Below are 25,362 nucleotides of genomic sequence, written 5' to 3'. Positions count from 1 at the left end.
GGTGACGCGGGCGTCGGACTTCAGGCGTCGGGCCTCAGGCCTTGGTGACGTCCTCGATCTCGTCGTCGTCCTCGCGACCGGGGGTCTTGAGGTCGAACCTGGCGATCGCGAAGCGGAACAGGAAGTAGTAGATCGCGGCGAAGACCAGGCCGAGCGGGATGATCATCCACGGGTCGGTGGCCTTGTTCCAGGCCAGCAGGTAGTCGATCAGGCCACCGGAGAAGGTGAAGCCGTCGTGCACGCCGAGCGCCCAGGTGACGGTCATCGAGACGGCGGTGAGCAGCGCGTGGATGACGTACAGGACCGGGGCGATGAAGACGAAGGCGAACTCGATCGGCTCGGTGACACCGGTCACGAAGGAGGTCAGGGCCAGCGAGACCATCATGCCGGTGACGGCCTTGCGGCGGTGCGGCTTGGCGGCGTGGGCGATGGCGAGCGCGGCGGCGGGCAGCGCGAACATCATGATCGGGTAGAAGCCCGACATGAACTGTCCGGCGGTCGGGTCGCCGGCGAAGAAGCGGGTCAGGTCGCCGTGCACGACGGTGCCGTCGGGCTTGGTGAAGTCACCGGTCTGGAACCAGGCGTAGGAGTTCACGAACTGGTGCATGCCGACCGGCAGCAGACCGCGGTTGACCAGGCCGAACGCGCCCGCACCGAACGCGCCGGCGCCGATCAGGGTGTCGTTGAGGCTCTTGATGGCGTCGCCGATCGGGCCCCAGGCCAGACCGAAGAAGACGCCGACGGCGGTGCCGACGAAGGCCATGATGATCGGGACCAGGCGGCGGCCGTTGAAGAAGCCGAGCCAGTCGACCAGCCTGGTGCGGTGGTACTTCTGCCACAGCACCGCGGCCAGCAGGCCGATCACGATGCCGCCGAGCACACCCGGGTTCTGGTAGGTGGCGGCCTCGTCCTTGCCCGGGAGGATCTTGTACTCGGTGATCGGGAACGCGGTGAGCACGTTCTTGTAGACCAGGAAGCCGACCAGCGCGGCCAGAGCGGTGGAACCGTCGGCCTTCTTCGCGTAGCCGATCGCGATGCCCACCGCGAAGAGCATCGGGAGAGCGTCGAAGACCGAGGAGCCGGCGGTGTTGAACACCGCGGCGACCTTGTCCCAGCCGAGACCGTCCTTGCCGAACACGTCGTCCTGGCCGAGACGCATCAGCAGACCGGCGGCGGGGAGCACCGCGATGGGCAGCTGGAGGCTGCGGCCGATCTTCTGCAGACCCTGGAGGAGGTTCTGGCCGAACTGCTTGGCGGGGCTTGGCGAGGCCGGAGCCTTAGCGGGCGCCGGTGCCTGCTCAGACTGACTCATGGGGGTGGGTTCCTAACGGCATGGCGGTCGGTCGGGGGAGGCACAGGGGGCCAACCGCAAACTGGTCTACACCACACGTGGTGTAGACCAGTTTTGTAGCACGGGCCGGGAAGTCGAGGAACCCCGGAAAGCGCTACCGCCGGGAAGTGCTATGAAATCGAAACCTACTTACCGAATGGCGATCTTGGTCCCGGTCGCGATTGTGATTTTGGCCGACGGCGCAACAAAATCGATTTTGGATAATCGCGCAACAAAAGCACGGTGTGCCTGACGGGGCGTCCGGCCTGGGCCGGGCCTGGGACGTCCGCCACCGGTCCGGCCCTTTCGGGAAATGCCGAAGGCCCCCGGGCCGGTGCTCCGGAGGCCAATGCGGGGATAACCCGGGCGCCGCCCGGTTTCAGGCCTTGGTGACGTCCTCGACCTCCGCCTCGTCCTCCCGGCCGGGCGTTTTCAGGTCGAATTTGACGATGATGAATCGGAAGAGCGCGTAGTACACGGCGGCGAAGCAGAGCCCGATCGGGATGATCAGCCACGGTTTGGTGGCCAGCCCCCAGTTGATGACGTAGTCGATCAGGCCGGCCGAGAAGCTGAACCCGTCGTGCACCCCGAGCCCCCAGGTCACCGCCATCGACGCGCCGGTCAGCACCGCGTGCACGGCGTACAGGGCCGGGGCGATGTAGGCGAAGGAGTACTCGATCGGCTCGGTGACACCCGTCACGAAGGAGGTCAGGCCGACCGAGAGCATCAGGCCGTACATCTCCTTGCGCCGGTGCGGCTTCGCCGAGTGGGCGATCGCGAGCGCGGCGGCGGGCAGCGCGAACATCATGATCGGGAAGAAGCCGGACTGGAACTGGCCGGCCGTCGGGTCGCCCGCCAGGAAGCGCGGGATGTCGCCGTGCACGATCGTGCCGTCCGGCTTGACGAACTCCCCGAACTGGAACCAGACGAAGGTGTTCAGCAGCTGGTGCATGCCGATCAGCAGCAGTGCGCGGTTGAACAGGCCGAAGATGCCGGCGCCGCCCGCGCCCAGGTCGGCGAGGGTTTGCGAGAGGTCGTTCAGGCCGCGGCCGATCGGCGGCCAGATCCAGAGCGCCACCACGGCGGTGACCAGGCCCACCAGGGCGCTGATCATCGGCACCAGGCGGCGGCCGTTGAAGAAGCCGAGCCAGTCCACCAGCCTGGTGCGGTGGAACCGGACCCACAGCCAGGCCGACATCAGGCCGATCAGGATGCCGCCCAGCACGCCCGGGTTCTGGTACGTCGCGGCGGCGATCTTCGCCGACGAGTAGCTCACGCACTGGCCGGACCAGGCGTCCGGGATCAGCGTCGTCCCCGCCGGGCACTTCTCCGGGAAGGCGTGCAGGACCCGGAAGTAGACCAGGAAGCCGACCACGGCGGCCAGCGCCGTCGAGCCGTCCGCCTTCTTCGCCATGCCGATCGCGACGCCGACGCAGAACAGCATCGGCAGGCCGAAGGAGGAGTCGAGCAGCGCGCCGCCCGCGGCGGCGAACACCTTGGCGACGTCGTCCCAGCCCAGCCCGTCCTTGCCGAAGACGTCGGGCTGGCCGAGCCGGTTGAGGATGCCGGCGGCCGGGAGCACCGCGACCGGCAGCTGCAGGGAGCGCCCCATCTTCTGGAGGCCGCCGTAGAAGGTGTGCCACCAGGTGGCCTGCGAGGCCGCGGCGCCTGCCGAACTCATCCTTCGCCCTCCGGGAGCAGTTGCCGACCGCAGGGGCCCCGCGGGACCCTCGGGCGGGGGTCGGGAACCCCCGGGGCCGTTCCCGCGTTCCTCGGAGTACACATATATTGGTGTAGACCACTTGGACGCGGGCCGTCCTCCGAGGGCAGCAGCCCCGCTGATCGTCATCCTCGGGCGGCGATCGGGACCCTGCCCGCCGAGATGGGCCAAAAGTGGACTAACGTGGCGGACCGGACCGGCACGGGTGATGCTGGTCGCGCTGCTCGCCGGCCGACCGCAGCCGAACCCGCGTCAGCCACCGGCACGGACCTCACCACCCGACGGTCGAGGGACACCCCAGCACCAGCGCAGGACGGCACCCGGCAGAGCCGCCGAAGGGCCGAGACAGAGGGAGAAACCAGATGGCCAGCAAGGCTGAGAAGATCGTCGCCGGTCTGGGCGGCATCGACAACATCGAAGAGGTCGAGGGCTGCATCACCCGCCTGCGCACCGAGGTCAAGGACGCCTCCCTGGTCGACGAGGCCGCCCTCAAGGCCGCCGGCGCCCACGGCGTCGTGAAGATGGGCACCGCGATCCAGGTCGTCATCGGCACCGACGCCGACCCGATCGCCGCCGACATCGAGGACATGATGTGAGCTGACCCACCCGGGTTCAGTCCGCCCGGCCCGCCGACCCGCTCAGGGGGACGGCGGGCCGCGGCGCATCCGGAGCCGACCCGGGACCCGGCGGGGCCCGGCGCGGCGACGCATCGGGACCGGGCCTCCGGAGCGACTACGCTCAGTTCCTATGTCACGCATCGACGGCCGCACCCCCGAACAGCTCCGCCCGATCACCATCGAACGGGGCTGGAGCAAGCACGCCGAAGGCTCCGTCCTCATCTCCTACGGCGACACCAAGGTGCTGTGCACCGCCAGCGTCACCGAGGGCGTGCCCCGCTGGCGCAAGGGCAGCGGCGAGGGCTGGGTCACTGCCGAGTACTCCATGCTCCCGCGCGCCACCAACACCCGCGGCGACCGCGAGGCCGTCAAGGGCCGCATCGGCGGCCGCACCCACGAGATCAGCCGGCTCATCGGCCGCTCGCTGCGCGCCGTCGTGGACCACCGCGCGCTCGCCGAGAACACCATCGTCCTCGACTGCGACGTCCTCCAGGCCGACGGCGGCACCCGCACCGCCGCCATCACCGGCGCCTACGTCGCCCTGGTCGACGCCGTCGCCTGGGCCCGCGACAAGAAGCTGCTGCGCGCCAAGGGCCAGCCGATCACCGGTGGCGTCAGCGCCGTCAGCGTCGGCATCATCGACGGCGTCCCGATGCTCGACCTCCAGTACGAGGAGGACGTGCGCGCCGAGACCGACATGAACATCGTCTGCACCTCCGACGGCCGCTTCGTCGAGGTCCAGGGCACCGCCGAGGGCGCCCCGTTCGACCGCGAGCTGCTCGACCGGCTGCTCGACCTCGGCAGCCTCGGCTGCGCCGAACTGGACGAGATCCAGCGCAAGGCCCTGGAGGGCTGAACCGGCGCGGGCCCCGAAGCCGTCGACCGGATCGGACGCACGGTCAGCCCGCGGGCCCGGACGGCCGTTCGGGCCCGCGGGGCGAACGGCCCGCCGAACGGTCCGCCTGCTGTACAGGCCGGGCCCGGAGACCGTACGGTTCCCGCAGCACTCCCGCTGCGGGAACCGCGCACCTCCCGGCGCGCGTCCCACCCCACGGAACCCGCGCCCCCCAGGAGGATCGGATGCCGTCGAGCATCGCCCGCCCCACCGCCCTCGCCGTGGCCGGCCTCATCGCGATCCTCCCGCTCAGCATGGTGAGCTGCTCCGCCGCCCAGAAGGCGCTCGACTGCGGCAACACCGCGGTGAAGATCACCGGCGACATCGCCGACGTCACCCAGGCCTACGACAACGCCAGCAACGACTCGGCGGCCGCCGGCCGGGCCCTGCAGAAGCTCAAGAACGACCTCGACCAGGTCGGGAAGAACTCCAAGAACACCGACGTCGCCAAGGCCGTGACCGACCTGCAGAAGCAGGTCGAGAACGTGCAGCGGGCGGCCGACAAGAACGAGGTCCCCGACCTCAAGCCGCTCGGCGACGCGGCGGGCAACCTCACCTCGGTCTGCACCGGCTGACCGTCCCCGGCCACTCGGTAGGGTGGGCGATATGTCCACCCGCCTGATCCTCGCCACCCGCAACCAGCACAAGGTCACCGAGCTCCGCGCCATCCTGACGGACGCCGGCCTGGACGTCGAACTCGTCGGCGCCGACGCCTACCCGGAGATCCCGGACGTCCCCGAGACCGGCGTCACCTTCGCCGAGAACGCCCTGCTGAAAGCCCACGCCCTGGCCCGCGCCACCGGCCTGCCCGCCGTCGCCGACGACTCCGGCCTCTGCGTGGACGTGCTGAACGGCGCGCCCGGCATCTTCTCCGCCCGCTGGTCCGGCAAGCACGGCGACGACCGCGCCAACCTCGACCTGCTGCTCGCCCAGCTCTCCGACATCGCCGAGCCGCACCGCGGCGCCCACTTCTTCTGCGCGGCCGCCCTCGCCCTCCCCGACGGCACCGAGCGCGTCGTCGAGGGCCGCCTCCTCGGCACCCTGCGCACCGCCCCCGCCGGCGACGGCGGCTTCGGCTACGACCCGATCCTCCAGCCCCTCGGCGAGACCCGCACCTGCGCGGAGCTCACGGCGGACGAGAAGAACGCCATCAGCCACCGCGGCCAGGCCTTCCGCGCCCTCGCCCCGGTGGTGAAGGACCTCCTCGGCTGACGCCCCGTCCGCTGGACGTCGAAGGCCCGCTCCGAGAGCTTCTCGGGGCGGGCCTTCGATTTCAAGGCTAGTGCGGCCTGAGGGACTCGAACCCTCACGGGATTTCTCCCACGGGCACCTAAAACCCGCGCGGCTGCCTGTTACGCCAAGGCCGCATGGCCTTCAGTCTAGGGCTTCGCTCTCGGTGGGAACACCGCGATTCAGTGCGGCGACGCGCGCCCGGTCCCGTTCCGTCCGCAGTGTCCGTCTGTGACGGAGCGGCAGGCGGAGCGGCGCGGTCGGAGGTCGTCCCGTCGGTCGTCGGCCGAGTCCGGTGCGGGCGCTGGGGACCGCGTGACGATCGAGGGTGGGTTCGGTTGCGGGTGGGGCGGGTTTTCGGCCATCGGCTGACTGATTGTCGTTGGGGCTGCGACCCGTGATGTTTGGTCGCCGATTACCAATTGGTACAGACCTATTGACCTATGTGGTTCAGACCACATAGCTTCTGCGCCAATTGCAATCCCCCACGTGCGTGCTCCCCCACAGGCACGCGCCGACACTCTCTCCTGGAGGACCGAGTGTTGATCCGAAACACGGCGGAGCGGCGTCCCACCGCTGCCCACCGCCGGAAGAGTCCGGCGGCTCGGGCCGGTGTGGCCTCGCTGGCGGCGGCCTCGTTGGCCGGGCTGCTGATGGCGACGCTGGGTGCGGCGCCCTCGCAGGCGTCGGCGGCGGTCGACAACGCGGCCTGTCGGCCGGACGGCCTGTACCAGACGCCCGGGGTGGACGTTCCGTACTGCTCCGTCTACGACACCAGCGGGCGCGAGAAGATGGGCGCGGACCACCAGCGCCGCATCATCGGGTACTTCACCGGCTGGCGCACCGGCAAGAACGGCGACGCCCCGTACCTGGTGAGCGACGTCCCCTGGGACAAGGTCAGCCACCTCAACTACGCCTTCGGCCACGTCGGCGGCGACAACAAGCTCTCGGTCGGCACCGACGGCCCGACCAACGAGGCCACCGGGATCTCCTTCCCCGGCGTCCCCGGTGCCGAGCTGGACCCGAGCCTGCCGTATAAGGGTCACTTCAATCTGCTGACGAAGTACAAGAAGCAGTACCCGAACGTCAAGACCCTGATCTCGGTGGGTGGTTGGACCGAGACCGGCGGCTACTTCGGGGACGACGGCAAGCGCGTGAACTCCGGCGGCTTCTACTCGATGACCGTCAACGCGGACGGCAGCGTCAACCAGGCCGGCATCGACACCTTCGCCGCCTCCTCGGTCGACTTCATCCGCAAGTACGGTTTCAACGGCGTCGACATCGACTACGAGTACCCGACCTCGATGAAGGACGCCGGCAACCCGCTGGACTGGCAGCTCGCCAACGCCAAGCGCGGTTCGCTGGCCAAGGGCTACGCGGCGCTGATGAAGACCCTGCGCGAGAGCCTGGACAAGGCCGGCGCCGCCGACGGCAAGCACTACCTGCTGTCGGTCGCGGCCCCGTCCTCCGGCTACCTGCTGCGCGGCATGGAGACCTTCCAGGTGGCCAAGTACCTGGACTACGTCAACATCATGTCGTACGACCTGCACGGCGCCTGGAACAAGTACGTCGGCCCGAACGCCTCGCTGTTCGACGACGGCAAGGACGGCGAGCTGGCCGCCGCCAACGTCTACGGCACCGCGCAGTACGGCGGCATCGGCTACCTGAACGCCGACTGGTCGTACCACTACTTCCGCGGCTCGATGCCCGGCGGCCGGATCAACGTCGGCCTGCCGTACTACACCCGTGGTTTCAAGAACGTCCAGGGCGGCACCAACGGCCTCTGGGGCACCGCCTCGGCGACCACCTGCCCGGTCGGCTCCGGCCTGACCGCCTGCGGTGACGGCGCGGTCGGCATCGACAACATCTGGAACGACAAGGACGACGCGGGCAAGGAGTCCCCGGCCGGGTCGAACCCGATGTGGCACGCCAAGAACCTGGAGAAGGGCATCCTGCCCGACTACCTGGCCAAGTACGGCGTGTCCGACACCGCGCTGCAGGGCACCTACACCCGCAACTACAGCTCCACCCTGGTGGCGCCGTGGCTGTGGAACGACACCAAGAAGGTGTTCCTCTCCACCGAGGACGAGCAGTCGGTGGGCGCCAAGGCGGACTACATCGTCAACCAGGGCGCCGGCGGCGCGATGATCTGGGAGCTCGCCGGCGACTACCGGTGGGACGCCACCGCCAACGGCGGCAAGGGCCAGTACGTGCCCGGCAACACGCTGACCACGCTGATGTACGACAAGTTCAAGTCGGCGACCCCGTACGGCGCGATCCGTTCGACGACCGCGCTGCCGCAGCAGACCCTGCCGATCGACGTGTCGTTCAACAACTTCGCGCTGGGCGACTCGAACTACCCGATCAACCCGAAGCTGCACATCGTCAACAACTCGACGCTGACCCTGCCGGGCGGCACCGAGTTCCAGTTCGACTACGGCAACTCGGCCCCGGGCAACGCCAAGGACCAGTCCGGCTTCGGCCTGCAGGTCATCAAGCAGGACAACCCGGGCCCGGGCAACGTGGGCGGTCTGAAGGGCAACTACAACCGGGTGTCGGTCAAGCTGCCGGGCTGGCAGTCGCTGGCGCCGGGCGCCTCGATCGACATGGACTTCGTCTACTACCTGCCGGTGTCCACGCCGTCGAACTGGACGGTCAACGTGGGCGGCACGCTGTACGGGATCAAGGGCGACCTGACCCGTGGCGCGGTGGACGGCGGCACGCCGACCCCGACCCCGTCGCAGACGGCCACCCCGACGCCGACGCCGACCCCGACGGGCACCGCCTCGCCGACCCCGACGCCGACCCAGACCTCGGGCGCCTGCACGGCCGCCCCGAGCTGGGACGCGGGCACCACCTACGCGAGCCCCACCAAGGTCTCCTGGAAGGGCCACTACTACCAGAACAAGTGGTGGACCAAGGGCGACGACCCCGCGGCCGGCGGTGAGTGGGGCGTCTGGAGCGACCTCGGGGCCTGCTGATCAGGGCGGTCCGCTGAGGTGAGATGCGGCGGTGGCGGTGCACCCGGTCGGGGGGTGCGCCGCCACCGCTTCGTCGTGGGTCGGGCTCGGTACCTCAGGCTCTCAGTGCCTCAGTACCTCGGGCTCTCAGTGCCCAGGGCCCTCAGTTCCTCAGGCCCCGACCTTGAGGTCGCGCAACAGCTTGGCGACGTGACCGGTGGCCCGCACGTTGTAGAAGGCGTGCTCGACCTTGCCGTGCTCGTCCACGACGATCGTGGAGCGGATCACACCCAGGTAGGTGCGGCCGTAGTTCTGCTTCTCGCCGAAGGCGCCGTACGCCTCCAGCACCGTCTTCTCGACGTCGGACAGCAGGGTGACCTTCAGGTCCTCGGCCTCGCGGAACTTGCCGAGCTTCTCCGGCTTGTCCGGGGAGATGCCGATGACGTCGTAGCCGGCGCCCGCGAAGACCTCGAGGTTGTCGGTGAAGTCGCAGGCCTGCTTGGTGCAGCCGGGGGTCAGGGCGGCGGGGTAGAAGTAGACGATGACCTTGCGGCCCGCGTGGTCGGCGAGGGACACCTGGTTGCCGTCGGCGTCGGGCAGGCTGAAGGCGGGTGCGGTGTCGCCGGGCTGGAGACGCTCACTCACGGTCGTACTCTCCTGGAAGCTGGGGCGGGCGGTCGTACCACGGCAAACTTACCTCCGATGGTGGGTGGGGCCGCGCGACCGTTCCCGGCAGCTGACACACTGGGTCAGTCGCACCGATCGTACGGATCGGACGGAACAACATCGGCGAGTGAATGGGGTGGCCCGAGTGGGCGACGCGAGCACGCAGGACAAGTCGGCGAGGACGACCGCCCAGATCGAGGCGGACATCGAGCGGACGCGTGACCGGCTGGCGGGAACCCTCGACGAGCTGGCCGTCCGCGTCCACCCGAGCACCATCTCCGCCCAGGTCAAGGCCAAGGCGGCGGCCGCCGTCGAGGAGCGGACCGCCCGGGCCTACGTGGCCGCCAGCGGCGTGGTGGAGAAGGTCCGGTCGCAGTTCGTGGACGAGAAGGGGCAGCCGCGCCGCGAGCGGATCGTCCCGGCCGCGCTGGTGGGCGTGGGCCTGGTGCTGCTGGTCGCCTCGGCCCGCAAGCGCCGCAAGGGCTGAGCACCGCGGGACGGAAGGGCCGGGCGCAGCACGCGTGCCCGGCCTTCCGCATGTCCGGGCCCGGGCACCCGGCGTTCCGCGTGCCCGCGTTCCGCATGCCGGGCCAGCGTCACGCCCCGCGCCCGGGGGAGGTACCTTCGGGACCGTGAGTACGAACCACGAGAGCCACTCGGACCACCTGCAGGAGCACGCCCGCCACGACCGGCTCGGCGAGAAGCTGCCGATCCGGATGCTGCACGACCGCGTGCTGGTGCGCATCGAGGGCGGTGAGGGCGAGCGCCGTTCGACCGGCGGCATCCTGATCCCGGCCACGGCGGAGCTGTCCAAGCGCTGTACCTGGGCGGAGGCCGTCGCGGTGGGCCAGAGCGTGCGCTCGGTGGAGCCCGGCGACCGGGTGCTGTACGACCCGGAGGACAAGCTGGAGGTCGAGGTCCGCGGCGCCACCTACGTGCTGCTGCGCGAGCGCGATCTGCACGCCGTGGCCGCGACCCGGTTCGGCGACACGGAGGGCTCGACCGGCCTGTACCTCTGATCACGGGCATGCTGCCGTGAAATGCTTCGAGCCCTCCCCGAGTCTCGCTGTGCGTACACAGCGGATCGGGGAGGGCTCGACGGGGTTCGGCGTTGATCAGGCTGCGAGGATTTCAACGGCGGTAGGCCGCCCAAGCTCAGCTGCGACCTACCGCCTAATTGCCGAACTACCAGACGAAGCCGCCCGAGTTGCCACACGCGGCATTTTCAGGTGAGATTGCGTTCAGCCGCGTCTTCAGTCCGATCAGGACGTCGACCTCGATCGGGGAGAGCGAATTGATGGCATCCAGCTGCTCCTGCGTGGCGCAGTCGAATTTCAGGCCAGCCGCCTTCAGATGCTCAGCCGCTTGCTGCTTGTTCGCCACAGTAACCTCCTATCCTACTTGGTGGGTTGATGACGCTGTGCTGAGCGGCCCGTTGCCGCCAGCACTTCCTCGATGACATGAATCCCACTCTTGACTGTATGCAACGCGCTGAGTCCAAGAGCCGCGTGCAAACGGGAAGTGATAGGCAGATCATCGAGAGTCTTCATGAGTTCGTCACGATGGCGAACGTCCAGGGCTGAATGTCGCTCAAGGGTTCGGAAACCAGACAATGGATATCCGGTCCTCTCGGAGAGATAGGCGGAGAATCCGCGAGGAGGCGGGTAGCCTTCAAGGACCGCAATATGTCCGAGCAAACAAACCGGGTGGTAATGGCTCACCCAGTAGTATTGAGCACCCACCAGCGTGGCGACGGCATCCGAAGGTAGCCGGCGCAGCGGTTCATCCGGGTCGAAACCGATGGCAGCCAGATCTTCTCGCACCCACTCATCGTGCCCTTGTTCTTCCCGAATGTGACGCTCCAAATACTCGGCAACACCGCGCGCAACGGGGTCGCCATCCGAGAGCTGCAAGGCCACGTGCAGGGCATGCTGCATCAACGGCACTGTCGAGCGGATAGTGGCATGCAGCATGCATAGGTACTCGGGGTACAGGCCAACCAAAGAGGTTGATTCCCAAAGACGCCTAGAGACGGCCAGAAGGCCCGGAAGGGCGATTTCAATCTTTGCGCAGAGAAGCGACGAAGGACTACCTGTCATTATTGGGTCGATCCTCCAGTCTCTACAACGGGAAGTGGTCGGCATTCCGCCGTTTCTCGCCGCCGCCTCAGCATGCTCCAGCAGGCGCCACAGATGCTACTGAATTCCTTGTTTGCCAGGACCTGAAACTCTGGACGGTTGGCGGCCATTTCGCCAATTCCAATGGTCGAGGCGCCCTGGAAGAACGGATCGGTTCGAAATTCAGAAATGGCTTTCGACGTTTCAGCCCCGCTAAGGCATTCTCTGCGCAGATCTGGCGGACCACCCCCCATGATCACGGTTTCATTGCAGCATGCGGTGACCAGACCGTCGTAGCGCACGACCGGGGAAGTGGCCAGGTTGCATACGCCGAAGCTGTTGGCCGGGAAGCGATGTTTCCAGGAATAGATTCCGGCCCCGCGCCCATAAGGCAGAGGGAAGGTCGGAATGATTTCTGCGTGGCAACTCCAGTCACTCCCGAATGCTGCCACCAGGAGTTGTCGAGCCCGGTCAACCATCCCGTTTTCATCGATAACCTGCACGACAATCGGGATCCCATGACGTGCCAAGGCTCTGGCGGCGCTGGAAAATTGATCCGAAGATGTTCCAGCCTCGTGATAAGCATCGGTGCTGAGATAAACGCAGTCAATCCGTGCCAATACCTTGTCAATCCAGGGCGGTGGAGTTTCCTGGCCCGCCCAGAAGCCGCTGGTATAAATGGCAATGCGTTTGCCAGCACTGACCAGCCGATCAACAGCGAGCGACAGTGCTCGGCGCTCGACAAACGGCTCTCCCCCGGAGATGCCAACCAAATCAAGATTCGGCTGACTGCATAGTTGATCAATAATCTCGGCAAACAATTCGAAGTTGCTGATGCGAGGACTGTCCGGGCGGGAATCCACGGAGCAGTGCGCGCAGCCTACTGGGCATCTGTCGGTAATGAACAGGAGAATTGATGCCTCAGGAGTCCGTCGAATCCTGTTCACTTCAGCATGACTTAGGCGTCCCATTGCACATTCCGCTGGTTCGGAAGACCGAGCATGATCAGGTCGGCATATTTAGCAATCCCCCACTGTCGCGCAAAAGCCACTGGTCCCGCATCGGCCAGAATCTGGCCGGTCAAAGATTCGATTGCCTGGTTCTTCTGTGCGTCACCATCGAGCATTGCCGGTAGTTCCGACTTCTCAGAAAGTGCCCAACAGGTCTCGCAGTAACCCGAGCAGCTCCGAGCGCCGGCACGTTGAGAAAGATACAGTGGACCTAGCGCTCGTAGGACGCGGAGCGTCGAGGAGGCCAAGCAGCGCTCCTTGATAACTGCCCAGTCGTCAATGGCGATGTCTCCCAGCAGAAGATGATCAGGCATGGGCACCTTGCCGTCCATCACATCTTGATTACCGCATGTGGTGACTCGGCCATCGAATCCGACTACGGGCCAGCCGGCCACAGTGCAGGGGAGTGCCTGACCAGGGAAGTGCGGTTCTGGAGTGTTCTCGACCCAACTCCGGGCCCGTCCGTGGGAGACCACCGGCGCGACAAACATTGGAATCCGGTCCTCGAATGTACTTCTTACTTCGCTCACCAGGTCCGCAAGGTACTGATCATCCGGTCCCAGCCCGACCAGCTGCATGCTTACGTCTTTGCCTTCATCGAGCAGCTGTCGTAGGACTCTGAATGCCGCGGCGCGGGGGATTTCTCGCTCATGATAGGCATCAAAGCTTGCCGAGAAATGGTCTACCGCGTCGATTGCGGCCTTTACGGACCTTGGAATCCGAGGGCTGTTCGCGAAGAAGAGCCCAGACAAGACTTGTGACTTGGCCCCGATGCCCCGCGCATGGTCGGCAATTTGGCGAACCAGCTGTGGACGAAGCAATGCTTCGCCACCCGACATGAGCAGGAAATCTGGGCGGCTTTGCTCGGTCATTGTGTGCACAAACGCGAGCAATCTTTCAGCCGCGCTCTCATCGCTCGCGAGAGTCGAACTGGTGGCGCAATGAGCACAACTCAAAGGGCACCGGCGGGTGATGCCTAGGGAGATCGCAGATCCTGGGACGGTCCGACGAGCAAGGATGTCTGCCAGATGCATAGTGCACCAACCATTGCAGGAAGCTGTTTGATATCAGGACGGCGGCAGCGAGCCACCAGTGCCGTGACGGCGAGCGCCATCACCATAGCCCTCCGTGATGAGATGGAGACGAACCATCGCCGGTGTGTCGTACACGCGGTCTCTTCAGGGAGGATTGTCAAGCAGGTTCGAGCACGTGGTACTCGCGCTGGTCCACCGGCTCGGGCTACGGGTGCCCCTCCAGCCCGGGATGCTCGGACCGCACCATCCGCCGAAGACTCAAAGAATGGGCGAAGCGGGGCATTTCCGAGACCACGAACGCTCTCGCGCTCCAGGCCTACGGCCGCATGATCGGCCTGGAACTGGTCCGAGATATCCGGAGATCAGCGTGTCCGGCGAACCCGTCGGCGTCGTGGAGGGCGTGCGGGTGCACGTCACCGGCCTGACCGCCTTCTCGTGGCCATGGGGGACCGGCACGGCCTGTTCTTCCGCGCCGACGCCATCACCCCCGCCCCCGTTGCGGTCCTCGCGCGGCCGCTCGCGGGTGGGCGTGTCACCTGGTCGGTTCAGTTCCCGTTGTGCCTTCCGGCGCCGCGGCGGAGGGTGGGAGCGGCCGGATGCGGCCATCCGCCCGTGGGGCGCCCACGGTGATCGCGCGAGGGAAGCCATGACACCGACCAGAGAGAGCGGTTCGGTCGTGCGTGCCCGCGTTCGTGCCGCGGTGGTGCTCGGTACGGTCGCCGCCCTGTCGGCCGGCTGCTCCTCGCCGCCGAAGAGCGGCCCGACGCCGTCCGCCCCTGCCGGGGCCTCCGCCTCCGCGGGGGCCTCCGCCTCCGGGGCCGCGGAGGTGCGACAGAGTCTCGCGGCGTTCGAGAAGCCGCTCGGTGCGGAGGACGCTCAGCGGGCGTGGGAGGGGTTGGCGGCGGCCGTGGGCGCCGCCTCCGCCCAAGGGGTCGACCACGACACGATCAGCAGGGAGGTCCTGCTGTGGGAGTCGCGCCAGCTGAGTACGCCGGAGGGGCAGCAGACCTTCATGGCCAACGCCGCGGCGCTGAACGGGCGCGTGGTGTCGGTGGGTGGGACCTCGGGGGTGCCGACGCCGACGCTCGGCGCGGCCCCCGCGGGGGGACCGGGGCGGCCGGCCGCGTTCCGGCAGGCGTCGCCGGGCGCCGGGCTGTCCTTCTACTTCGTCAACGGGGTGCTGAACAACTTCGACTCCTCGACGGTGAACGCGAACCTGCTGTCCGCCACGCTGAGCGGGCAGCTGGGCTATCCGGTCCGCGTCAACCTCCAGTTCAACGCCTCCAGCGCCAGCATCGCGATGTACACGTACAGCGCCTGCCAGGAGGCGCAGCGCGCCACTGCGGACAACCCGATCCAGGAGAACCGGGACCTCGCGAAGGCCATCTGCGGGCTCAGCGCGGCCGGGGCGGTCGTCCTGCCGGAGGCGGTCATGGCGGACGTCAGCGGGACGATCACCCGGAAGCTGGCGGATCCGGACTTCGCGTTGGACGGGGTCAACGTGAACCTGCTGAAGAACGTGCAGGACGACCTGGGCAAGGGGCTGCGCGTGGTGCTGATCTCGCACAGCGAGGGCGGCCTCTACCTGCGCAACGTGCTGCCGCGGATCGGCGCCGGGAAGCCCGTCGGGGCGCTGTACATCGCCCCGCCGTTCGGCAGTGGGCAGGAGCTGAACGCCAATCCGACGCGCTATGTGATGTTCGAGTGGGACTGGTTGTTGATGGGCATCTCCAGCGTGGACTTCACGACCAAGGCCGTGGCCCCGCAGACCGTGTACGACGGCTCCACGGCGTCGCGGTTCAACCTCCACTACCTCTCCAACTATCTTCACTGCGGGTCGGATTCGGCCAAGCAGGTCGGTGACCGGACGCGTGAGCTGGTGGACTTCGTCAACTCGGTTCCGGCCTCCCGGGGCGGTGCTCGCCCGGGGGCGCCAGGGGGCGACGGGCTGCGGCCGGGGCAGGACGTGCAGGGTTGTCCGGTGCCGCAGCCGGAACAGACCCCGTCCGTGACGCCCACCGAGACCCCGTCCGAGACTCCGACGGGGACCCCGTCCGAGACGCCCACCGAGACTCCGACGGGGACGCCGTCCGAGACGCCCACCGAGGCGACGCCCTCCGCATCGCCCTCTCCCTCGGCCGGTGCCTACTACGTCTTCCTGCTCACCAACGTCTCCGGCGGGAACGTCCTGGTGGGGTCGCTGGACGACGTCCAGGGCAAGCGCACGTGCGACTTCGCGGACGGTGGCCTGTGCGCCGATGCCGGCGGTCAGGACGTCCCGGTGCAGTACACCGCCGAGTTGGGCCCGTACCCGACGCTCGCGGATGCCCAGGCCGCGTACTGCGCGAACGCCACCAACCCACATCCGGGCCCGGGGGCCGCAGGTACCAAGGTCGACATCTTCGGCGGCAGTTACTGGGCCGACAACATCGGCTTCAGCTGTCCGGTGTCCCCGAGTCCCTGACGCGGGTGGGCCCGCGCCTCGGCCGGCCGGGCCTGTCGGTGGTGCGCGCTAGGGTCCCGGCATGAGTGTGCCGGTGATCGGGGTTCGGGAGCGTCGGGCCAGGCTGGGGCGGCGGCAGTTGCTGGCGCCGTCGGTGCGGGCGGCGCGGGTGGAGGACGTGGCCGACGGGGTGGTCGGGCTGCACGCGACGGACGCGGCCACGGTGTACCTGTCGGCCTGCGCGCGGTTGGCGGAGCCCGCGGCGGCGGAGGTGGACCGGGCGCTGTACGAGGACGTCTCGCTGGTGAAGCTGCTGTCGATGCGGCGGACGATCTTCGCGGTGACGGAGGGCTTCGCCCCGTACGTGAGTTCGGCGGCGGCGCGGGCGATCGCGGCGAAGGAGCGGGCGGGGCTGCTGAAGCACCTGCGGGACCACGCCGAGGGCTGGGACGAGGCCCGGTTGGCGCGGACGGAGCGCGAGGTGCTGGCGGCGCTGGCCGCGCGCGGTGAGGCGACGACCAAGGAACTCTCCGAGGACGTACCGCAGTTGCGCGAGACGATTCTGATGTCGGCGGGCAAGCCGTACGAGGCGAGGCAGAGCGTGGGCAGTCGGCTGCTGCGGCTGCTGGCCTCGGACGGGCACGTGCGCCGCTGCCGTCCGCGCGGGTCGTGGCTGAGCAGCAGTTACCCGTGGGCGCCGGTGCCGCAGTGGCCGGACGTGCCGGTGCGGGAGGCGAAGGCCGAGGTGGTGCGGCGCTGGCTGGCGGCGTACGGGCCGGGGACAGTGGAGGACGTGAAGTGGTGGACGGGCTGGACGCTGGGGGACGTCCGTAGGGCGCTGGCGGACCTCGGGGCGGTGGAGGTGGCGCTGGCCGACGGGGCGCCCGCCCTGGTGCTGCCGGGGGACGAGGCGCCGGTGGCGGAGCCGGAGCCGTGGGCGGCGCTGCTGCCGTCGTTGGACCCTGCGGTGATGGGCTGGCGCGGGCGGGACTGGTACCTGCGGCCGGAGGACGTGCCGGCGCTGTTCGACCGGGCGGGCAACTCCGGGCCGACGGTGTGGTGGTGCGGCGAGGTGGTGGGCGGCTGGGCGCAACGCGCCGACGGCGGTCTGGTGTGGCGGCTGTTCCGGGACGTCGGGGCGCAGGCGGAGCGGGCGGTCGCGGCGGAGGCGGAGCGGTTGGCGGGCTGGTTGGGTGAGGTGCGGGTGACGCCGCGGTTCCGCACCCCGTTGGAGCGCGAGCTGGTGGCTTAGCGCGGGTGGTGTGGCGCCGGGCGGCTCGGAGCCGGCTCAGGGCGTGGCCGGCGCCGCCGGGCGGCTGGCGGGGCCGCCGGTGGCGCTGGGCAGGCCGGTGGGGCGGGTCGGCTGGACCTGGCTGGGTTTGGGGGCGGGGCTGGGCTGGTCCGGGCCCGTCGTGGGCTGGGGGGCCTGGGGGCTGGGGGTGTTCGGCCCCGGGGCGGGTCGGTCGGTGGTGGCGGGGGCGCTGGGCGTGTGGTCCGGGGGAGTGCCGGGGGTCTGGCCGGTGCTGGTGGGTGCGGCGCCGGGCGGCGGGGTGGTCGGGGTGGTGGTGGCGCTGGGGCCGGTGCCGGGGGTGAGGTCGGGCCAGGGGGTGGTGGGGGCCTGTCCGGTTCTGAGGTCGAAGTCCTGGGTGGGGGTGCCGTCGAGGGCGGCGGCCGTGTAGGCGGTCCAGATCCGGGTGGGGAAGGCCCCGCCGTTGATCCGGGTGAGTCCTGCGGTGCCGGCCAGCGGTTCCTTGGCGTGGGTCTTCGGGTTCTCCCTGAACAGGCCGACGGTGGTGGCGAGTTCGGGGGTGTAGCCGGCGAACCAGGCGGAGAGGTTGGAGTCGGTGGTGCCGGTCTTGCCGGCGGCGGGGCGGTTCAGGTCGAGGGCGGCGGCGCCGGTGCCGCGGGGGCTGATGACGTCGCGCAGCACGTCGGTGACGGAGTCGGCGATCTCCCGGTCGAGGGCGTCGGTGGGGTTGTGTTCGGGCATCTTGGGGACGTCGACGGCGCCGCCGGCTTTGACGCGTTCGAGTTTGAGGACGGACCAGGGGGTGTGGGCCTGGCCGTGGTTGGCGAAGGTGGCGTAGGCGCCGGCCAGGTCGAGGGCGCTGGGGGTGGCGGTGCCGAGGGTCATCGAGGTGTTGGCCGGGTCCATGCCGCGGACGCTGTCGGGGATGCCGAGTCTGACGGCGGTCTCGCGGACGCGGGCGAGTCCGGCGTCGACGCCCTCCTGGGCGTACACGGAGTTGACGGACTTCACCATGGCGTAGCGCAGGGTGATGTTGCCGTAGGAGATGTCGTCCTCGTTGGGCGGGGCGTAGGGGGTGGGGCCGCCGGTGACGGGGCGTTCGCTGGTGCCGTCGTAGCGGGATTCGGTGGTGATCGGGCGGCCGTCGACGGTGTGTTGGGCGACGAGGCCGGCGGCGAGGTCGATCGGTTTGAAGGTGGAGCCGATCTGGTTGTCCTGGCGCAGCGCGTCGTTGTAGGGCTGCTTGGCGTAGTCGGGGCCGCCGTAGACGGCGACGACCCGGCCGGTGGCGGGTTCGACGGAGGCGCCGGCGACCCGGACGTCGGTGTCGGTGGTGGGGCGGGCCTGGGGGTCGAGTTCGCCGGTGAGTTCGTCCTGGACGGCCTTGGTGAAGGCGTCCTGGCGGGGCTTGTCGAAGGTGGTGGTGATGCGCCAGCCGCCGGCCTTGAGGGTGGCGGCGTCGAGGGTGCCGGAGGAGACGAGGTAGTCGTCGGCGACGCCGACCAGGTAGCCGGCCTGGCCGGCGAGGCCGGTGGCGGGCTGGGGGTCGATCGGGTCGGGGAAGGTGGTGGCGGCGCGGTCGGCGGGGGTGAGGAAACCGAGTTGGACCATGCCGTCGAGGGTGTAGTTCCAGCGGGCGACGGCCTTCTCGCGGTTGGCGGGGGTGGCGGTCTTGACGTCGTAGAGGCTGGGGGCCTGGAGCAGTGAGGCGAGGTAGGCGCCCTGGGGGAGGGTGAGCCGGGAGACGTCGACGCCGTAGTAGGCGTGGGCGGCGCTCTGGATGCCGTAGGCGCCGCGGCCGAAGTAGCTGCTGTTGAGGTAGCCGGCGAGGATCTCTCGCTTGTTGCGCTGCTGGTCGACCTTGAGGGCGATGAGCAGTTCGCGGCCCTTGCGCTCGATGGTCTGGTCCTGGGTGAGGTAGTAGTTCTTGACGTACTGCTGGGTGATGGTGGAGCCGCCCTGCATGCCCTTGCCGAGCAGGGTGTTCCAGCCGGCCCGGAGCATGCCCTTCAGGTCGATGCCGCGGTTCTGGTAGAAGGTGCGGTCCTCGGCGGAGACGACGGCCTGCTGGGTGGGGAGCGGGATCTGGTCGATGGTGACGTCGGTGCGGTTGACGGCGCCGGTGCGGGCGATCTCGGTGGTGCCGTCGGCGTAGAGGTAGATGTTGTTCTGGGCGACGGCGTGGGCGTTGGGATCGGGCACCGGGACGATGACGTAGAGCACGGCGAAGCCGCCGACGGCGAGCAGGAACAGCGTGGTGAGGGTGCCGAGGGTGACCCGCCAGGTGGGCAGGAACCGGCGCCAGAGCGGGAGGGCGCGGCGGGCCTCGCGGCGGGCGGCCCGTTTGGCCTGGCGGCGGGTGCTCAAGGTCATGCCGAGATTATCTGCTATTTGACGCGCGATCAGGCCGGAAAAACCGGGTGCGGGTGGGGTCGTCCGGAGGTACGGTGAAAGGTGAAAACCACATAGCGCACCCGCTTTCGCAGCTCCGCCCGCCCGCCCGGCACCCCCCGGGTACGGCCGGTCGGGGCCGTTGGGGCGTGCGCGGATGTCGAGGGGCGCCTCTCTCTGCTCGTATTTGTCGACAAGGAGACAATATGCTCTACGCCGCCGTTGCCCGCGGCGCCTTCCGCCGCTACTCCACCTACCGGGCCGCCACCGTGGCCGGCACCTTCACCAACACCGTCTTCGGCATCATCCTGGCCTACACCTTCCTCGCCCTCTGGCAGGCCCGCCCCGGCCTCGGCGGCTACGACCAGAGCCAGGCCGTCACGTACATCTGGGTCAGCCAGAGCCTGCTGGTCACCGTCGCGGTCTGGGGCGGCGGCTTCCAGGACGACCTCCAGGACCGCTTCCGCAGCGGCGACATCGCCGTCGACCTCTACCGCCCGGTCGACTTCCAGGGATGGTGGCTGGCCTCCGACCTCGGACGGGCCGGCTTCCAGGCGCTGGTGCGCGGCACCGTGCCGATGCTGATCGGCGCCCTGGTGTTCCGCATCCGACTGCCCGAACACCCGCTGACCTGGGCGTTCTTCCTGCTCTCCGGGCTGCTGGCGGTGGTCGTCAGCTTCGGGCTGCGCTTCCTGGTCTCGATCACCGGCTTCTGGCTGCACGACTCGGAAGGGGTGCGCTCGGCGATGCTGGTGGTCTCGATGTTCTTCTCCGGGATGCTGCTGCCGATCGCCCTGTTCCCCGGCTGGCTGGGCGCGCTCGGCCGGGTGCTGCCCTGGTCCGCGCTGGTGAACGTGCCCACCGACGTCTTCCTCGAGCGGACGCGGGGCACCGCCGTGCTCGGGGCGCTCGGCTTCCAGCTCGGCTGGGCGGCGGTGCTGCTCGCCGCCGGGCGGGGCGCCCAGCGGCTCGCCACCCGCAGGGTGGTGGTGCAGGGTGGCTGAGCAGCTGGTGAGGCTCCGCCGGGAGCCCTGCCCGGCCCGCACCGCCTGGGCGCTGCGCTCCTGGTGGCTCTGCGCCCGGATGTGGATGCGCTCGATGATGGCCTACCGGGCCTCCTTCGCCCTGAACCTGGCGGCGAGCGCGGTCATCCACGCCCTCGACTTCGTGGTGCTGGTGGTCATGTTCCTGCACACCGACCGGCTCGGCGGCTGGAGCCTGCCGGAGATCGCCTTCCTGTACGCCACCGCCGCCTTCTCGCTCGGCGTCGCCAACCTGCTGGTCGGCTCGGCCGAGTCGCTCGGCGCGCGGATCGTCAGCGGCTCGCTGGACACCATGCTGATCCGTCCCGCGCCCGCGCTCTCCCAGCTGTGCGCGGAACGCTTCTCGCTGCGCCGGCTCGGCCGCCCGCTGCAGGCCGTGGCGGTGCTGGTCTGGTCGCTGGCCGCGCTGGACGTGCACTGGACCTGGGACCGGGTGCTGCTGGTGCCCGTCCTGCTGGTCTGCGGCACCGTCATCTTCGGCGCGATCTACATCGGCGGCGCCACCGTCCAGTTCTGGTGGGGCGAATCCAAGGAGATCCAGAACTCCTTCACCTACGGCGGCGCGACGCTGCTGCACTACCCGCCGACGGTCTTCGCCAAGGAACTGGTCGCCGGGGTCGTCTTCGGCGTCCCGCTGGCCTTCGTCAACTGGCTGCCCGCGCTGCGCATCCTCGGCCGGCCCGACCCGCTCGGCCTGCCCACCGCCTTCCAGTTCGCCTCCCCGGTCGCCGCCGCGGTCTGCGTCCTCGCCGCCGGGCTCGCCTGGCGGGCCGGGCTGCGCGCCTACCGCGGCACCGGCAGCTGAACCCCCTGACCAGAAGGAGCCCACCATGGCACTGATCGAACTCCAGGACGTCCGCCGCAGCTTCACCGTGCGCACCCGCACCGGCCGGTTCAGCCGGGCCAAACGCGAGGTCCACGCGGTGGACGGGCTCAGCTTCACCGTCGAGGCCGGCGAGTGCGTCGGCTACATCGGGCCCAACGGGGCCGGCAAGTCCACCACCATCAAGATGCTCACCGGCATCCTCGTCCCCAGCTCCGGGCGGCTGCGGGTGGCCGGGGTCGACCCGGCCCGCGAACGCGTCGCGCTGGCCCGCCGGATCGGCGTCGTCTTCGGACAGCGCACCACCCTCTGGTGGGACCTGCCGCTGCGGGACTCCTTCGAACTCGCCCGCCGGATCTACCGCGTCCCCGACGCCCGGTACCGCGAGAACCTCGAGCGCTGCGTCGAACTGCTCGACCTCGGCGGCCTGCTGGACACCCCGGTGCGCCAGCTCTCGCTCGGCCAGCGGATGCGCGGCGACCTCGCGGCGGCGCTGCTGCACGACCCCCAGGTGCTCTACCTGGACGAGCCGACCATCGGCCTGGACGTGATCAGCAAGGGCCGGGTGCGCGAGTTCCTGCGCGAGGTCAACCGGGACCGGGGCACCACCGTGCTGCTCACCACCCACGACCTGACCGACATCGAGCAGCTCTGCGGCCGGGTGATGGTGATCGACCACGGCCGGGTGGTGTACGACGGCGGGCTGGAGGGCCTGCACGCCGCCGGCCGCAGCGAGCGGACGCTGGTGGTGGACCTCGCGCAGGAACTCGCCCACCCGGTCGAGGTGCCCGGGGCCAGGGTCACCAGGGTCGAGGGGCCGCGCCAGTGGCTGGCCTTCCCGGCCGAGGAGAGCGCCGCGCCGATCGTGGCGGCGGTCGCCGCGCGCTACCCGCTGGTGGACCTGTCCGTGCGCGAGCCGGCCATCGAGGACGTGATCGCCCGGATGTACGCGGAGGTCGCGATCGGCTGACGGGGACGGGCGCGGAGCCCGAAGGGGCGGGCGCGGACGCCGGGAGGGGCGGGCGCGCACGGCTGGAGGGGCGGGCGCGCACGGCTGGAGGGGCGGTCGTACGGCGGCCGGATGCCGTACGACCGTTCGTTGTTCGGCGGTGTGTTCGGCTCTCCTTCACCGATGTGGGTGATCACCGTGACCCCCGGCCGCTGACGCGAGTTGACCGGATGTCACCCGCCGATGCCGGAACCGGAGGCTCCCCGCCCGATGGCCCTACCCGACGTGACCGTGGTGGTCGCGGTCCGCAACACCATGCCGCACCTCACCGCCTGCCTGGACTCGCTGGTCGGGCAGTCCCTGGCACCGGGGCGGCTGGAGGTGGTGGCCGTGGACGACGGTTCCACGGACGGCGGCGGGGAACTGCTCGACGAGTACGCCGCCCGCCACCCCGGGCTGTTCACGGTGGTGCACCAGGCCGACTCGGGCGGCCCGGCGGGCCCGGCCAACCGCGGCATGCAGCTGGCCCGCGGCCGCTACGTGCTGTTCCTCCGCGCGGACGACCGGCTCGGCGAGGAGGCGCTGGAGCGGCTGGTCACGGCCGCCGACGCCTGGGGCTCGGACGTGGTGGTGCCCCAACAGGCCGGGGTGAACGGGCGGCCGGTGCCTCAGGGGACCTTCCCCGCCGACGCCGAGTCGGTGGACTTCACCGACTCGGCGCTGGCCTGGGCGCTGGCCGACACCAAGCTCTTCCGGCTCGACCTCCTCCGGCGCCACCGGCTGCGCCGCGACGAACGGCTGAAGGTCCTCTCGGACCAGCCGTTCACCCTGGAGGCCTGCCTGCGGGCGGCCAGGGTGTCCGTCCTCGCCTCCTACGACTGCTACTTCCCGGTGCCGCGCGAGGACCGGGGCGACCTCACCGAGCGGGCCGGGGTGCTGGACCGGCTGCGCGGGATCACCGCGCTCCAGCAGGTGGCCGCCGAACTGGCCAGGCCGGGCGAGGAGTTGGACGCCATCCGGGTGCGCGGCTTCGGCCGGGACGTGCCGCGCCTGCTGCAGGACGGCTTCCTGCTGCTGGCCGACGACATGCAGGAGCGGGTGTGCGTCGAGGTCGCCCGGCTGATCGAGCGCTTCGGCGCCCGCGAGGTGTACCGCCGGCTGCCGGTCGCCGAGCGGGTGCGGCTCGAGCTCGCCTGCGCGGTGAGGCCGGAGGCCCTGCGCCACCAGATCCGCTACGAGGCGGCGCACGGCGATCCACCCGTGGTGGTGGACGGGCGGCGGCGGTTCGCGGGCTACCCGGCCTTCCGGGACGCCCGGCTCGGGCTGCCGGACGCGCTGTTCCTGCTGCCGGAGGAGGACTCGGGCGCGGCCGTGGCGCAGGCCGCGCCGCGGCTCGACCTGGCGCGGCAGCTGTGGCGCGGACTCGTCCCGGAGCAACTGCGCCGCGGGCTGCGGCGCCACCCGGCATGGCGCCGGCTGGCCGACTCGGTGAACGGAGGACGGGAATGAGCCTGGACGTCTGCGTGGTCGGGCTGGGCAGGCTGGGCCTGCCCCTGGCGGTGCAGTTCGCGCTGAAGGGCCACCGGGTCACCGGTGCGGACATCGCGCCGGGTGTGGTGGAGAGCGTCAACCTGGGCGTGCCGCCGTCCCCCCGGGAGGCGGGCCTGGAGCAGGCGCTCAAGCGGGTCGTCGCCGAGGGCCTGCTGCGTGCCACCACCGACACCACGGGCGCGGTGGCCGGGGCCGGGGCCGTGGTGCTGGTCGTCCCGCTGGTCACCGCCGCCGACGGCAGTCCGGACTTCACCGCGCTCGACGCGGCCACCGACGCCGTCGCGGCCGGGCTGCGCCGGGGCACCCTGGTCAGCTACGAGACCACCCTGCCGGTCGGCACCACCAGGGAGCGCTGGGCGCCCCGGCTGTCGTCCGGCTCGGGCCTCGCCGCCGGGACGGACTTCGCGCTGGTGTTCAGCCCGGAGCGGGTCCGCACCGGACGGGTCCTCGCCGGCCTGCGGCGTCACCCCAAGCTGGTCGGCGGCCTGGACGCCGCCTCGACCCGGCGCGGCGCCGAGTTCTACCGGGCGGTGCTGGACTTCGACCCGCGCCCTGACCTGCCCCGGCCCAACGGTGTCTGGGAGCTGGCCTCGGTGGAGGCTGCCGAGTTCAGCAAGCTCGCCGAGGCCACGTACCGGGACGTCAACATCGCGCTGGCCAACCAGTTCGCCCGGTACGCGGACGAGGTCGGGGTGGACTTCGCGGAGATCGCCGACGCCTGCAACTCGCAGCCGCACAGCCACCTGCACCGGCCGGGCATCGCGGTCGGCGGGCACTGCCTCCCGGTGTACCCGCGGCTGTACCTGTGGAACGACCCGGGCGCGACGGTGGTCCGGGCGGCGCGCGAGGCCAACCTGGCGGTGCCGGGGTACGCGGTGGGCGTGCTGGCGGGGGCGGTGCCGGGCGGGATCGCCGGGCAGGGCGTGCTGGTGCTCGGGGCCTCCTACCGGGGCGGGGTCAAGGAGACGGCGCACTCCGGGGTGTTCCCGCTGGTCGAGGCGGTGCGGTCGGCCGGCGGGCGGCCGTACGTCAGTGACCCGCTGTACGAGGCCGAGGAGTTGGCGGCGCTCGGGCTGCCGCCGTACGGCGGGGAGCCGGTGGTGGCGGCGGTGCTGCAGGCGGACCACCCGGAGTACCGGGACCTGTCGCCGGTGGACCTGCCGGGGGTGCGGGTGCTGCTGGACGGGCGGCGGTGCACGGACCCGAAGCGCTGGGCGGGCGCGGAGGTGCGGCGGATGGTGCTGGGCGGGGGGTGAAAGCGGGTCGGTGTCGGTCCCGTATCCGTCCCGGGACCGGTCTCGGGCCCGTTCTCGCCGCGTCCGTTCGGCGCGTGA

General features: G+C 70.0%; 22 protein-coding genes, 1 tRNA gene and 1 pseudogene. 15 read left to right on the top strand and 9 right to left on the bottom strand.

Annotated elements, in window-relative coordinates; translation table 11 throughout:
* Positions 1-34 precede the first annotated feature (34 nt).
* Together ACWDBB_RS13645 and ACWDBB_RS13640 are read right to left on the bottom strand one after the other, a co-directional pair.
* Positions 35-1,312 carry a PTS transporter subunit EIIC gene (locus tag ACWDBB_RS13645; protein ID WP_449789724.1) on the bottom strand — a complete coding sequence of 426 codons (1,278 nt, stop codon included), beginning with the start codon at positions 1,310-1,312 and terminating at the stop codon, positions 35-37.
* 397 nt (positions 1,313-1,709) lie between these two features.
* Positions 1,710-3,011, bottom strand: coding sequence for a PTS transporter subunit EIIC (locus ACWDBB_RS13640; RefSeq protein ID WP_449789723.1), 1,302 nt, complete (start codon positions 3,009-3,011; stop codon positions 1,710-1,712).
* 401 nt (positions 3,012-3,412) lie between these two features.
* Here ACWDBB_RS13640 and ACWDBB_RS13635 point away from each other — a divergent pair, with 401 nt between their 5' ends.
* The 4 genes from ACWDBB_RS13635 to rdgB all read left to right on the top strand — a co-directional run bounded on the left by ACWDBB_RS13635 (position 3,413) and on the right by rdgB (position 5,774).
* Positions 3,413-3,646, top strand: coding sequence for a glucose PTS transporter subunit EIIB (locus ACWDBB_RS13635; protein ID WP_030060521.1), 234 nt, complete (start codon positions 3,413-3,415; stop codon positions 3,644-3,646).
* A 151-nt stretch (positions 3,647-3,797) separates the two neighbouring features.
* On the top strand, positions 3,798-4,523 hold the full coding sequence (gene rph / locus ACWDBB_RS13630; protein ID WP_360356381.1) for a ribonuclease PH: 726 nt from the start codon (positions 3,798-3,800) through the stop codon (positions 4,521-4,523).
* A 224-nt stretch (positions 4,524-4,747) separates the two neighbouring features.
* Entirely contained in the window at positions 4,748-5,137 is a 390-nt protein-coding gene (locus tag ACWDBB_RS13625) for a hypothetical protein (protein WP_449789722.1), read from the top strand.
* A 31-nt stretch (positions 5,138-5,168) separates the two neighbouring features.
* Entirely contained in the window at positions 5,169-5,774 is a 606-nt protein-coding gene (gene rdgB, locus ACWDBB_RS13620) for an RdgB/HAM1 family non-canonical purine NTP pyrophosphatase (protein WP_449789721.1), read from the top strand.
* A gap of 71 nt (positions 5,775-5,845) precedes the next feature.
* Here the strand turns inward: rdgB and ACWDBB_RS13615 are convergent.
* Positions 5,846-5,929, bottom strand: a tRNA-Leu gene (locus ACWDBB_RS13615).
* 516 nt (positions 5,930-6,445) lie between these two features.
* On the opposite strand from ACWDBB_RS13615, the gene ACWDBB_RS13610 reads away from it, so the two are divergent.
* A complete protein-coding gene (locus tag ACWDBB_RS13610) occupies positions 6,446-8,773 on the top strand; it encodes a chitinase C-terminal domain-containing protein (RefSeq protein ID WP_449789744.1) in 2,328 nt (775 codons plus the stop codon).
* A gap of 150 nt (positions 8,774-8,923) precedes the next feature.
* Here the strand turns inward: ACWDBB_RS13610 and bcp are convergent, their stop codons facing one another.
* Entirely contained in the window at positions 8,924-9,397 is a 474-nt protein-coding gene (gene bcp, locus ACWDBB_RS13605; RefSeq protein ID WP_449789720.1) for a thioredoxin-dependent thiol peroxidase, read from the bottom strand.
* A 166-nt stretch (positions 9,398-9,563) separates the two neighbouring features.
* Between bcp and ACWDBB_RS13600 the strand changes: the two genes are divergently transcribed.
* Together ACWDBB_RS13600 and ACWDBB_RS13595 are read left to right on the top strand one after the other, a co-directional pair.
* Positions 9,564-9,905 (top strand): DUF3618 domain-containing protein, encoded by a 342-nt coding sequence (locus ACWDBB_RS13600; RefSeq protein WP_449789719.1) that lies wholly within the window; start codon positions 9,564-9,566, stop codon positions 9,903-9,905.
* A 229-nt stretch (positions 9,906-10,134) separates the two neighbouring features.
* A complete protein-coding gene (locus ACWDBB_RS13595; protein ID WP_049655715.1) occupies positions 10,135-10,437 on the top strand; it encodes a GroES family chaperonin in 303 nt (100 codons plus the stop codon).
* 166 nt (positions 10,438-10,603) lie between these two features.
* On the opposite strand, the gene ACWDBB_RS13590 is transcribed toward ACWDBB_RS13595, so the two are convergent.
* The 4 genes from ACWDBB_RS13590 to ACWDBB_RS13575 all read right to left on the bottom strand — a co-directional run bounded on the left by ACWDBB_RS13590 (position 10,604) and on the right by ACWDBB_RS13575 (position 13,579).
* Positions 10,604-10,801, bottom strand: a complete 198-nt coding sequence (locus ACWDBB_RS13590; RefSeq protein WP_449789718.1) for an aroma-sacti cluster domain-containing protein — start codon at positions 10,799-10,801, stop codon at positions 10,604-10,606.
* Between the two features lie 14 nt (positions 10,802-10,815).
* Entirely contained in the window at positions 10,816-11,355 is a 540-nt protein-coding gene (locus ACWDBB_RS13585; RefSeq protein ID WP_449789717.1) for an iron-containing redox enzyme family protein, read from the bottom strand.
* A 161-nt stretch (positions 11,356-11,516) separates the two neighbouring features.
* The gene (locus ACWDBB_RS13580) at positions 11,517-12,506 is read right to left on the bottom strand and encodes a radical SAM protein (RefSeq protein WP_449789716.1); all 990 of its coding nucleotides are present in this window, start codon (positions 12,504-12,506) and stop codon (positions 11,517-11,519) included.
* Positions 12,494-13,579 (bottom strand): radical SAM protein, encoded by a 1,086-nt coding sequence (locus ACWDBB_RS13575; RefSeq protein ID WP_449789715.1) that lies wholly within the window; start codon positions 13,577-13,579, stop codon positions 12,494-12,496. The genes ACWDBB_RS13580 and ACWDBB_RS13575 overlap by 13 nt, the downstream gene beginning before the upstream one ends.
* A gap of 166 nt (positions 13,580-13,745) precedes the next feature.
* Here ACWDBB_RS13575 and ACWDBB_RS13570 point away from each other — a divergent pair.
* From ACWDBB_RS13570 to ACWDBB_RS13560, 3 genes and pseudogenes are all read left to right on the top strand, one after another.
* A pseudogene (locus ACWDBB_RS13570) lies at positions 13,746-13,923 on the top strand (IS5/IS1182 family transposase); the annotation flags it as partial.
* Positions 13,924-14,225: 302 nt separating this feature from the next.
* Entirely contained in the window at positions 14,226-16,043 is a 1,818-nt protein-coding gene (locus ACWDBB_RS13565) for a hypothetical protein (protein ID WP_449789714.1), read from the top strand.
* A gap of 61 nt (positions 16,044-16,104) precedes the next feature.
* Positions 16,105-17,274, top strand: a complete 1,170-nt coding sequence (locus ACWDBB_RS13560) for a winged helix DNA-binding domain-containing protein (protein WP_449789713.1) — start codon at positions 16,105-16,107, stop codon at positions 17,272-17,274.
* A gap of 36 nt (positions 17,275-17,310) precedes the next feature.
* Here ACWDBB_RS13560 and ACWDBB_RS13555 read toward each other — a convergent pair whose 3' ends face one another.
* Entirely contained in the window at positions 17,311-19,644 is a 2,334-nt protein-coding gene (locus ACWDBB_RS13555) for a transglycosylase domain-containing protein (RefSeq protein ID WP_449789712.1), read from the bottom strand.
* A 224-nt stretch (positions 19,645-19,868) separates the two neighbouring features.
* Between ACWDBB_RS13555 and ACWDBB_RS13550 the strand changes: the two genes are divergently transcribed.
* The 5 genes from ACWDBB_RS13550 to ACWDBB_RS13530 all read left to right on the top strand — a co-directional run bounded on the left by ACWDBB_RS13550 (position 19,869) and on the right by ACWDBB_RS13530 (position 25,284).
* Complete coding sequence (locus ACWDBB_RS13550) at positions 19,869-20,666, top strand: ABC transporter permease (RefSeq protein ID WP_449789711.1); 798 nt, start codon at positions 19,869-19,871, stop codon at positions 20,664-20,666.
* Positions 20,659-21,510, top strand: a complete 852-nt coding sequence (locus tag ACWDBB_RS13545; RefSeq protein ID WP_449789710.1) for an ABC transporter permease — start codon at positions 20,659-20,661, stop codon at positions 21,508-21,510. Before ACWDBB_RS13550 ends, ACWDBB_RS13545 begins: the two co-directional genes overlap by 8 nt.
* A gap of 25 nt (positions 21,511-21,535) precedes the next feature.
* Entirely contained in the window at positions 21,536-22,498 is a 963-nt protein-coding gene (locus tag ACWDBB_RS13540; RefSeq protein ID WP_449789709.1) for an ABC transporter ATP-binding protein, read from the top strand.
* Between the two features lie 249 nt (positions 22,499-22,747).
* The gene (locus tag ACWDBB_RS13535) at positions 22,748-23,986 is read left to right on the top strand and encodes a glycosyltransferase (RefSeq protein ID WP_449789708.1); all 1,239 of its coding nucleotides are present in this window, start codon (positions 22,748-22,750) and stop codon (positions 23,984-23,986) included.
* A 2-nt stretch (positions 23,987-23,988) separates the two neighbouring features.
* Positions 23,989-25,284, top strand: a complete 1,296-nt coding sequence (locus tag ACWDBB_RS13530; protein ID WP_449789743.1) for a nucleotide sugar dehydrogenase — start codon at positions 23,989-23,991, stop codon at positions 25,282-25,284.
* Positions 25,285-25,362 lie beyond the last annotated feature (78 nt).

The organism is Kitasatospora sp. NPDC001095 (assembly GCF_053598615.1).
The sequence above is the reverse complement of the archived record's forward strand: the minus strand, read 5'-3'. Positions and strand labels throughout refer to the sequence as shown.